The 6330-nt window shown below is 60.9% G+C and carries 6 protein-coding genes, 3 tRNA genes and 2 pseudogenes; 3 read left to right on the top strand and 8 right to left on the bottom strand.

Annotated features, from left to right (window positions below; all coding sequences use genetic code 11):
- Positions 1–233: pseudogene (locus tag PHP91_RS16830) on the top strand (hypothetical protein); the annotation flags it as partial.
- Positions 234–282: 49 nt separating this feature from the next.
- Here PHP91_RS16830 and PHP91_RS16825 read toward each other — a convergent pair.
- The 8 genes from PHP91_RS16825 to PHP91_RS16790 all read right to left on the bottom strand — a co-directional run bounded on the left by PHP91_RS16825 (position 283) and on the right by PHP91_RS16790 (position 4771).
- Entirely contained in the window at positions 283–1302 is a 1020-nt protein-coding gene (locus PHP91_RS16825) for a hypothetical protein (RefSeq protein ID WP_300143541.1), read from the bottom strand.
- 133 nt (positions 1303–1435) lie between these two features.
- Positions 1436–1792, bottom strand: a complete 357-nt coding sequence (locus PHP91_RS16820) for a hypothetical protein (protein WP_300143538.1) — start codon at positions 1790–1792, stop codon at positions 1436–1438.
- 53 nt (positions 1793–1845) lie between these two features.
- A complete protein-coding gene (locus tag PHP91_RS16815) occupies positions 1846–2325 on the bottom strand; it encodes an RHS repeat-associated core domain-containing protein (RefSeq protein ID WP_300143544.1) in 480 nt (159 codons plus the stop codon).
- 155 nt (positions 2326–2480) lie between these two features.
- Entirely contained in the window at positions 2481–2912 is a 432-nt protein-coding gene (locus tag PHP91_RS16810; protein WP_300143536.1) for a hypothetical protein, read from the bottom strand.
- Between the two features lie 49 nt (positions 2913–2961).
- On the bottom strand, positions 2962–4302 hold the full coding sequence (locus PHP91_RS16805; RefSeq protein WP_300143533.1) for an RHS repeat-associated core domain-containing protein: 1341 nt from the start codon (positions 4300–4302) through the stop codon (positions 2962–2964).
- Positions 4303–4536: 234 nt separating this feature from the next.
- A tRNA-Gly gene (locus tag PHP91_RS16800) sits at positions 4537–4611 on the bottom strand.
- Positions 4612–4615: 4 nt separating this feature from the next.
- Positions 4616–4690, bottom strand: a tRNA-Cys gene (locus PHP91_RS16795).
- Positions 4691–4696: 6 nt separating this feature from the next.
- Positions 4697–4771 (bottom strand) — tRNA-Gly (locus tag PHP91_RS16790).
- Positions 4772–4992: 221 nt separating this feature from the next.
- On the opposite strand from PHP91_RS16790, the gene dksA reads away from it, so the two are divergent.
- Both dksA and PHP91_RS16780 read left to right on the top strand, forming a co-directional pair.
- Positions 4993–5355, top strand: a complete 363-nt coding sequence (dksA, locus tag PHP91_RS16785) for an RNA polymerase-binding protein DksA (protein WP_300143530.1) — start codon at positions 4993–4995, stop codon at positions 5353–5355.
- A gap of 36 nt (positions 5356–5391) precedes the next feature.
- A pseudogene (locus tag PHP91_RS16780) lies at positions 5392–6330 on the top strand (hypothetical protein); the annotation flags it as partial.

Genomic DNA, 6330 nt, shown 5'->3' with positions numbered 1-6330 from the left:
AGCGGCCGCTCCTCGGCCTGGGCGCGGGGCTGCTCGTCTTCGGCGACCTCGTCTGCCACAACCTGGCCATCTCCATGGTCAGCGCCGCCTACATGGTGGCGCTCAAGCGCATGGCGGGCATCTTCTCGGTGATCTACGGCCGGGTCCTGTTCAACGAACGCGGCATCCTGTTCCGCTTCATCGGCACGGTCATCATGACTGCAGGCGCGGCCGTCATCGTCATCTGGGGCTGAAAAAAGCCCGGCGGGGCCGGGCTTGTCATCCTTCTCATATTAGTAATGGTCAGTCGAGGTAGCGCCCGAAGTCCGCGCCCAGCCGGTGCATGGGCAGGAGCGCGCCCTCGATAACCAGCCCCTGGGGTACGAACTCGGCGTTCAGGTATTCCCTGGGAGCCTGGAACGCGTTGTCGCGCGAGAGGATCACCGAGGCGTTGTCCAACCGGCTGTGGGCGATGATCCCCTCGGGGAAATAGGCGGCGGCGCGCGCCTCCTCGCCCACCGCGGCATAGAACGCCCGGTACTTGTCGAAGAAGTTGTCCGCCCGCAGCAGAGGCTGGATGCCCGCCACGGTCTCGTTGGCCACGTACTGGATGGCGCGGCCCCGGAGCAGGCCGTAGGCGTCCGGCCGGGCCGGGTCGGCCAGCATCAGGCTGCCCGCGCCCAGGCTGCGGACCAGGTCATGGGTCCGCTCGCCCGCCATCATGTCCACCTGGAACCCGTAGGTCTGCACATCCCCATATCCGCTGCGCCGGGCGCGGATCTGCTCGGCCAGGAGCAGGATGCCCGTGCCCACGCCGATGTCCACGCCCACGAAGGGGCCGCCCGTGGCCAGGGGAACATCTTTCCCCCCGATGACCGCCCGCATGACGTGGGCCGCGCGCGCGGCGTCGGCCAGGACGCGCAGCACCGGAGACCAGAGCCGGAGCCGGTTCATGGTCTCGATGTCGTCGGCGGGCTCGTTCAGGGACTGGTGGCGCGCGAAGAGTTCGTAGAGCCCGGCGATCTCGCCGTAGGGCACGCTGTCGGCATGCGCGCCCTCGTGAACGTAGGCGAAGAAGAATTTCACCGCCACGTTGAGCAGCTCGCGGTCGCTCACCTCGCTGTCCGGGTCGCAGAGGCGCTCGATGTCCGAGAGCAGCGCGTCCGGCGAATAGAAGTCCGGGGCGATGCCCGACTCCGGCGGCCGCGCGGCCGAGGTGAAGTTGCGGGCCTGCATGCCCGCCGTGGTCAGCGGCGACAGCCCGGCGGCTTTCGGTGCGGTGTCTCTCCCTCCCGTCAGGCGCCTGTTGTCGGTATGATTCATGTGCTTCTTGTGGTTGAGGTTGGGCAAACATTGCCGTCCCCCTCCCTGTGCACGGACCGTACCGGAGAACGCCGAACCGACCGGAAAATCATCGGGGCGGGTCAAACTCGCGGCGGGGCTCCAATGCAACGGATCAGCCCGATGTTGTTTTCCGCCTATCCGGGTAGGCGAGGAAAATCCAAATGGATGAAACTATCCACAACACCCCGTAAGAACCCAGGAAAAGACGCATGGACAGCCCTTCGATCGCAGGAGCAAAGTAGCATGGGATCATGAAAAGGCCACAAAGCATGAGGTAACCACAGGTTATGTATTTAAAAACAACGCTACCCTTAGCGGTCAAAATACTGGCGACGACAAGAAACAATACACTCAAAACAGGAGAAGCAAGCCAGTAGCCGGAGCGGTCTTCTTTGACGAAATCCACCAGTTTGAATGCCAAGGGTATGGCATAGCTCAGCACAACGACCGACAGCATGATATCTTTCATGATAGTTCTCAATGGAGAGGCGACATTGATTTAACGCCGCCTCTCCCCAAATGTTACTTGTTCCCAATCCTGCTTTTCGCCTTATTGGTGTAATGCTCAACCGCACTTTCATCAGTTTTGAATCGATATGTGCCAAACACACCATCCCAGAAGCCAAATTTCTTGGCCTCGTCCTCAAGATTCTGCCTCATCTCCCAATCATTTTCGTCTGAGTAGTCCGATTTCTTATCACGCAGACCCTTTCTAACGTTTTTTTGCATCCCTATAGCTGAAAAGGGTGTGCCCAACCCCGGATAAAATTCCGTAATCGGCCTCCCTTTGGGGATTTCCTCGCCATACTCGTTTGTCCATAATCCCAACGGATCATTCCCGTTCACAGGATCATCCAGACAGTAGCCATACCAGTCCGGGTCCCCGCCCTTGTCCCCCAGCGGGTCCGGCGCGGTCCACCTGTCGGTGAAGGTGTCGTAGTCCCGCCAGCCGAAGCGGACGAAACCCAGGTCGCGGTCGTGCAACCCTCCGGCGAAGCCGATGGGGATGCGGAAGCCGGGGTTGGTGTCCTCGATGATTCCGCCGAAGGGGTCGTACAGGACCTCACGTCGCCATCGACAACCACTGGCGGAGAACCGGCCTGGGCGTGGAAGAGGCAGGCCACGGCCCAGTCGCCACGCCGCAGAACGTCAGAGGGTCAAAGGGTCCGGTATGGCTCCAATTGGTCGGCCACGCCGTTGATGTTGTCGCAAGTGGAGAGGTACAATCCCCATGGGCGGATGCTCAGGCAGATCAATTGCCTTGGACCGCTTTTTTTCGGAAGCGACGAGTAGACGCCCTCGCTGATCCAAAGAAATCGGATGGCATTGATCTGCAGCCGGGATATGCGCCAAAGGCGATGAAAGGTTATCCGATCATCCGTTCGGCCTATGGGCAGTCCAATGGAGTCCGCCGCAAGAAGCAGGATGATGCCTGCCGGGACAAACCAATGCCAGAGGGTCCCCCCTTGTTGGCCGTCAAGATAGCTGATTCCACCAAGGATTGCGCATCCCAGGCATAAACAGAATTTTTCCATGTAAAAAAAGAAGATGCCCGTTCCAGAGTTCGAAATATATTGTTCTTCGCCCATAGGTCTCCGGTAACGCCCGGGGGCCACCCCCCGGGCTGGAATTGTGAACCTACCACAGGTCAGGTTCGTATTCGCGTTCAATCTTGGGTACCTTTATGGTCCAGGTGTTTTCATGTGTTATTGCCCCGGTCGCTTTTTTTGTGGGCAGTTCCAACTTGGTTTTCGGACTCCATGACAAATTGAAATTTTTGCCAGTGTAGCCATTGCCCTCGATATGCTCTACCCCACCTCCTATCGCCCCTATTGGTGTTGGGATTGCGATTGCTCCACCGATCCTCGTCGATTTGCCACTCAGTTGGTCTACACTTTCAGCGTCGGTTTTCTGGTAGGTCCCTGATGCTCCAAATCCGAAGTCGTTGGTTGTGCCATGTTCAAAGCTGAGTTCATACACTCGTTCGCCTTTATCATCTTCCGAAATCATGGCATTGCCGCCGAGCCCAAGGCCGAATCCGGAAAGGGCGAGCCCTCCTCCAAGACCACGGGTCTCCAACCCCAGCGGGTCCGCGCCGTTGACCGGATCATCGAAGCAGTAACCATACCAATCCGGGTCGCCGCCCTTGTCGCCCAGCGGGTCCGGCGCGGTCCACCTGTCGGTGAAGGTGTCGTAGTCCCGCCAGCCGAAGCGGACGAAACCCAGGTCGCGGTCGTGCAACCCTCCGGCGAAGCCGATGGGGATGCGGAAGCCGGGGTTGGTGTCCTCGATGATTCCGCCGAAGGGGTCGTACAGGACCTCCTTTATCACGTCGCCGTCACTGTCGGCAACCACCCTCAGGGAGCCTACCTGGTCGTAGAAGAGGCAGGCCACGGCTCCATCGTCGCGCTGCATGGCGTAGGGCGTGCGCTCGCCGTCGCGGTAGGCGAAGCGGTAGCCGGAATGGCCGTCGTGGAAGCCGTCAAGACGCAGGAGGTCGAGCCAGCGATAGGCCTCCATGGGCTGGCCGTTGCGGTACTTGACCGCCCGGCGGCCCTGGTCGTCGTGGGTGAACTCGAAGGCCTCGCCGGTTTCGCGCTTTTCGGCCTTCAGGAGCCGGTAGTCCGGGCCGTATTCGTAGAGCGTGTACTGCCCGCCATGGTTCCAGATGGACCGGAACCCGTTCTTGTCATGGGTGTAGCCATTGTTTCCCGCCCGCTGGAGCCGGTTGCTCATGCGCGAGTATTCGAAGTTGCGGTAGTGCGTGTCCAGGTGCGGGAAGTAGTCGCGGGTGCGGCGGCCCTCCCGATCATACCCGATGTCGCAGACGGTCCGGCCATCCCGCTTCGCGCCGGTCAGGCGACCCGCCTTGTCGTAGGCGTAGGTCCAGGTGGTGGGCCTGCCCGCCACGGTTTCGGTCTTCTCCACGATGCGGCCATCCGGGCCGCGCTTCAAATCACAATGATAGGGGTCGTTCATGCTCGTTTCTCCTTGCGTTTCGTTCCCGGAGGGCATCCCCGGAAATCCCGGCGAGCATAACCCCGGTTTTCGGCCCAGGGGAAAACGGCAATGGGAAGCGGCAAAACGGGTAATAAAGGTATAACTTGGCAGCTTGACAGGGGTTCGGAAGAGACCACCGGCAGGAGGAGAATCAGAAGAGGAAAAATCAGAAGAGGAAAAGAAAAAGGCCGTCCGAGGACGGCCTGTATTTTCTGGAGCGGGAAACGGGATTTGAACCCGCGACTTCAACCTTGGCAAGGTTGCACTCTACCACTGAGTTATTCCCGCGAAGTGGAGGCGACATCCGGATTTGAACCGGAGAATGGAGGTTTTGCAGACCTCTGCCTTACCACTTGGCTATGTCGCCTAAAGGTGGAGCGGGAAACGGGATTTGAACCCGCGACTTCAACCTTGGCAAGGTTGCACTCTACCGCTGAGTTATTCCCGCTCACGAAGCGAAGCATTGTTTACCCGCGCCCCTGTCTGGAGTCAAGCCTAAATTTTCATTTTTTTCGCGATAATGCCTGTCAAGAAGCCCCCGTAATTTTTCAGCTAATGGAAAGACTTTACTTTTGGGCTCTTTTTGGTATACCAACGCGCTTTAATTCAGTAATAAAAAACGGATTCAATGGGTTCAAACACTTCGTCCGATATCTCAGGAAGGCACACATGGAAGCAAAAGACCTCCAGTATTTCAAGGATATCCTAAACGGCTTGCTCGACGACATCCTGCGCAAGAGCGAGGCGACCATCGAGGACATGACAGAATCCGGCGAGGTTTACGCCGATCCGGCCGACCGGGCCACCGCCGAGTCCGACCGAGCCTTCACGTTGCGGCTTCGGGACCGTGAGCGCAAACTCATCAAGAAGATCCAGAAAGCCATCGACCGCATCGACGACGGCGAATTCGGCATCTGTCAGGAATGCGGCGACGAGATATCCATCCCGCGCCTCAAGGCCCGGCCCATGACCACGCTCTGCATCAACTGCAAGAGCAAACAGGAAGCCGACGAGGCCGTCCGAGGCGACTAGCCGCCCCGCCGCCCCGCAACGCGTTCCTCCTCCGCCATGGAAGCCAACTTCTTCCGCTTCCTCGCCGTGGAATTGGGCACGTTCCTGAGCGGTCGGCGCATCGACAAGATACACCAACCGGCTCCCAACGTCTGGACCGTCAAGATCCAGAACACGGGCACCCCGCTTTTCCTGCTGTTCCGGCCCGCCAAATCGGCGGGCCATTTCTTTCTGTCCCCCACCAAGCCCGCCAATCCGCAGCAGGTCGCGGCCATGGCCATGTGGTTCCGCAAACGGCTGGCCAACCGCAAGGTCGTCGCCTGGCATGCGGACTGGCCCGCCCTGCGCCTCGCCCTGGAGCTCTCCCCGCGCGACAACCCGCCCTGCGGCCGCTTCCTGGTCTTCGACTGCCGGGAGGGGCTTTCCCTTATTGAAGAGCTGGACGAGGGATACACCCGCCAACCGGACTGGCCCGCCCTGGAGGACGTCATCGACGACCCGGACGTCTGGCGCGACTACCCGCAGATTTCCCCGCCGCTGCGGCGCGAGCTGACCCGGCGGCCCCTGCCCGAGGCCCTTAGCATCTACCTCTCCCTGGCCGGGGGGACGGCCGACGCCTTTTACCTGGAGACCTCGGAAGGCGAGGCCCAGCCGCCCGTGGCCTGGCCCGTGGCCGGGGCCGAAGCCTTCGCCTCCGCCCTGGAGGCGGCCAACGCCCATGGCGAGCGCACCCTCTTTCCGCTGCTGGAGATGGCGGAGGACCGGCCGGAACGCGTCCAGCTCTCACGGGCGCGCAAGAAGATCCGGCGCAACCTCGCCAAGCTCGACGAAGAGGCGGCCCGGCTGGAAGGATTTTCCGAGGAACGGGCGCGCGGCGAGGCGCTCCAGGCCGCCCTCTACCGGCTCAAGGACGCCGAGGGGCTGGAGTCCGTGGTGGTGGACCACCCGGAGCGCGGCCCGATGACCGTGCCGCTCAATCCCCACCTCTCCGTGACC

It is taken from the genome of Pseudodesulfovibrio sp. (assembly GCF_028692895.1).
Taxonomy (GTDB): domain Bacteria; phylum Desulfobacterota; class Desulfovibrionia; order Desulfovibrionales; family Desulfovibrionaceae; genus Pseudodesulfovibrio.
This window is presented reverse-complemented; position numbering and strand designations above follow the sequence as displayed.